Annotated in this window: 2 protein-coding genes and 2 pseudogenes; all 4 read left to right on the top strand. The window is 41.8% G+C overall.

Annotation, left to right across the window (positions count from 1 at the left end; genetic code table 11):
* Nucleotides 1–284 (top strand): annotated as a pseudogene (locus IM273_RS22025) (hypothetical protein); the annotation flags it as partial.
* A 184-nt stretch (nt 285–468) separates the two neighbouring features.
* Nucleotides 469–906 (top strand): hypothetical protein, encoded by a 438-nt coding sequence (locus IM273_RS22030; RefSeq protein ID WP_023279388.1) that lies wholly within the window; start codon nt 469–471, stop codon nt 904–906.
* The gene (locus IM273_RS22035) at nt 875–2,146 is read left to right on the top strand and encodes a relaxase/mobilization nuclease domain-containing protein (protein WP_047061899.1); all 1,272 of its coding nucleotides are present in this window, start codon (nt 875–877) and stop codon (nt 2,144–2,146) included. Before IM273_RS22030 ends, IM273_RS22035 begins: the two co-directional genes overlap by 32 nt.
* Nucleotides 2,147–2,450: 304 nt before the next feature.
* Nucleotides 2,451–2,875, top strand: a pseudogene (locus IM273_RS22040) (hypothetical protein); the annotation flags it as partial.

The following is a 2,875-nucleotide window of genomic DNA, read 5'->3' on the forward strand; positions in this document are numbered from 1 at the left end:
ATATAATTGAATCATCGAATAAAACAATGGTTCTTTTTACAAAGGAAAACGTTGATGAAAATGATGCTGCATTAACTAAAAAAATAAACCAGATTACAACAGATGCTGTTGAGAAGCTTAAAATTAAAAAGAGAAGTGCTGAAAAGACCTTAACGATACTGGAAGGTTTAGTTTTCTTCGGTGTATCGGTTTGGACGATGTTTGTATTGTATCAATTCAAAGATGACATAATTTCTAAAGCATTAACTATAATCCAATCAGTAAAAGACTTCCTTCCTAATTAAGCAAGGGCTAACTCATCGAAGCGCTACGCTGCTTCTTCGAGTTCCCCTTGTTTTTTCCACCCTTCGGTTGAAAAAAAATTAAACGCAAAATCAAGACACTACATTGACATTATTCGCATCTATCATATAAATAAATTAAGCATAAGGAATATGCTTTTATTTAATTATATGAAAAGGAGTTCATATGGTCGAAAGTAATACTTTTAATAAGATCGTTGTAAGTAAGCATTCCCGTAATGGAAGCGTTAACGAAGCGAAGCTCTCACACGACCAGCTTCGCTCTCATTGCGTCAGTGTCAGATTAAATGATGAAGAGCTAACGCTTCTCAATGAGAAACGAGGCCGTCATCGTAAAGGCGAGTGGCTTCGCTTATCTTCACTTAATAAACTTCCTGCTGTCGTTCCAGCCATCAATTTTGAAGCCTGGAAAACCCTTGGTGAGATTTCGCAGAAGCTAAACAAGCTTGTGGCTCATCTTGATAGCAAGAGCTATGAAAGCCCTCTGACGCAAACTGAACTCTTCGCCGTAAAGCGCCAGGTCTCAGAGCTTCGCTTGCATTTAATTACCGCTGACCTGTGGAGAGCTTCCCATGAAGGGGATGCAGAAGATAAAGCGAGGTAAGAACTTCGCTGGCGTAGTGTTTTATGCATTGAGGCCAGCTTCGCATCATAAAACTCCCCCATCAGTAATTGGTGGCAATATGGATGGAAGCAATGCCGGAGAGTTGATTGCAGAATTCAATGCGACTAAAGCGCTTCGCCCGGATCTTGCTAAACCCGTCTGGCACAATTCGCTTCGCTTGCCGAAAAACGAAGAGCTGACAGATGCTCAGTGGTCAGAGATTGCTGATGATTACATGTCCCGAATGGGCTTCTCTGAAACGCACCTCAGATGCTATGTCCTCCATGATGATGCGGCCGGCCAGCACATCCATATCATCGCCAGTCGCATCGAACTCAGTTCGGGGAAGCTCTACTTAGGTAAAAATGAGAACCTTATCAGCACCCGTATCATCCAGGATCTTGAACAAGACTACCAGCTAACAAGAACCAAAGGACCGAAAGCATCTCCAGCAGCGCCCTCACCTAAACCGAAGCTCAAAAAATCCCGTAATGAGATGATGATAGAAAAGAGAACTGGTGAGCTATGCCCAAAAGGAATCATCCAAAACGCCCTTAACGAACTGCTTGATACCAGGCAATCGATTACCGACTTCGTGCAACAACTTGTGGCACAAAATATCAGGCCAATCCCTAACATTGCCTCTACTGGACGCATGAACGGCTTCTCATTCGAATACAACGGGATTGCTTTCAAAGCATCTCAATTGGGAAAAGGGTATTCCTGGTCTGCCTTGCAAAGCAGAATCGACTACCAACAGGAACGTGATAATGCTTTCCTGTCTAAACTGAAATCATCTGTCAGAGAAACATCTGTTAGTGCAACTCATGATATGGTCATAACTATAGATGCTCCTGAAACCACGACAGAATACGTTAACCGCCCCATAGAAGCACTTATCCTCGATAAACGAGCTGCTGGTCAGGACGAATACTCTATCGCTTCTGTCGAAGCGCTTCTCCCAGAAGCTGTTGCAACTAACAAAGAAGCGATAGCAACCGAAACGTTAAAAGTAGCGCCCAAGCGAAGCTATAGGGCTTCAACGTTCAGATGGTTAGAGACCATCCCCTATCTCAATACCATCATTACCATCTTCAAAAACCTCAAAATCCCAACCCTTAAACGCCCTCAAAAACACAAAACCATCACTAGCGTGAGAGTGGTAGAGATTACGCCTCTCCCCCAAAAAAATCTCATTGAATCAGCACCTCAATCCAGAAGAGCTTCGCTTTCGATGTAAGGCTGGCAAGCCTTTTTGATAGATACAGGTCAATAAATTGATCGTTTATACCGATCGATATTCTTTTGTTGATAGTCTATATCTATCATTAATCTTTAATCGATCGGTACAAGTGATTTGCCTTTCCTGTAAACCCAGTCAAAATGTGAATTCACACCAAAGAATATAAAAGACTGATTTAACTAGCCTATTTACGTATTCAACTAACATGCAGGTTTTGAAATGGCAGATACCATCTCATCTGTAGTCCCTGATTTCTTCATACATCGAATATGAATTTAACATCTAACACAAAGGAACTTGTATGAGCATCTCCACCACGAAACGCCGCAATGAAGAAGTCAATGTTGGTCTTTCTGATCGCCGGAAAGCAGAGATTACAGCCTCAAAGTTTGATCTGTTTGGTGAAACTTACACGTTTGTTAAGACTTTCTCTGGCACTGTCATTAATTCCAACCCAAGCAATAATCAGATCTGGGTAAAAACCGACGCTGGGGATGAGAAGCAGATTTCCGACTATGGTATCCCCTTCAGAAGTTCACACACTATTTATAAATACGAGCTTCGCCAGTATAGTGAGGATGGTTCGTATAATGTGTATAAAGATGCACTTATCGTTAATAAGAACACGGGAGAACATGAAGTAAACTTAAATAGGAAAAAAGTTGTCATCCCCGCTTTTCTGACAATGCTGTTCCATAATGCTTCTACAGCATCGTATTACAGAGC

The organism is Enterobacter cloacae complex sp. P13B (genome assembly GCF_014895915.1).
Taxonomy (GTDB): Bacteria; Pseudomonadota; Gammaproteobacteria; order Enterobacterales; family Enterobacteriaceae; genus Enterobacter; species Enterobacter bugandensis.

Coding starts and splice junctions, on each gene's coding strand:
- IM273_RS22035 (WP_047061899.1), top strand. CDS start 875: ATGAAGGGGATGCAGAAGATAAAGCGAGGTAAGAACTTCGCTGGCGTA.
- IM273_RS22030 (WP_023279388.1), top strand. CDS start 469: ATGGTCGAAAGTAATACTTTTAATAAGATCGTTGTAAGTAAGCATTCC.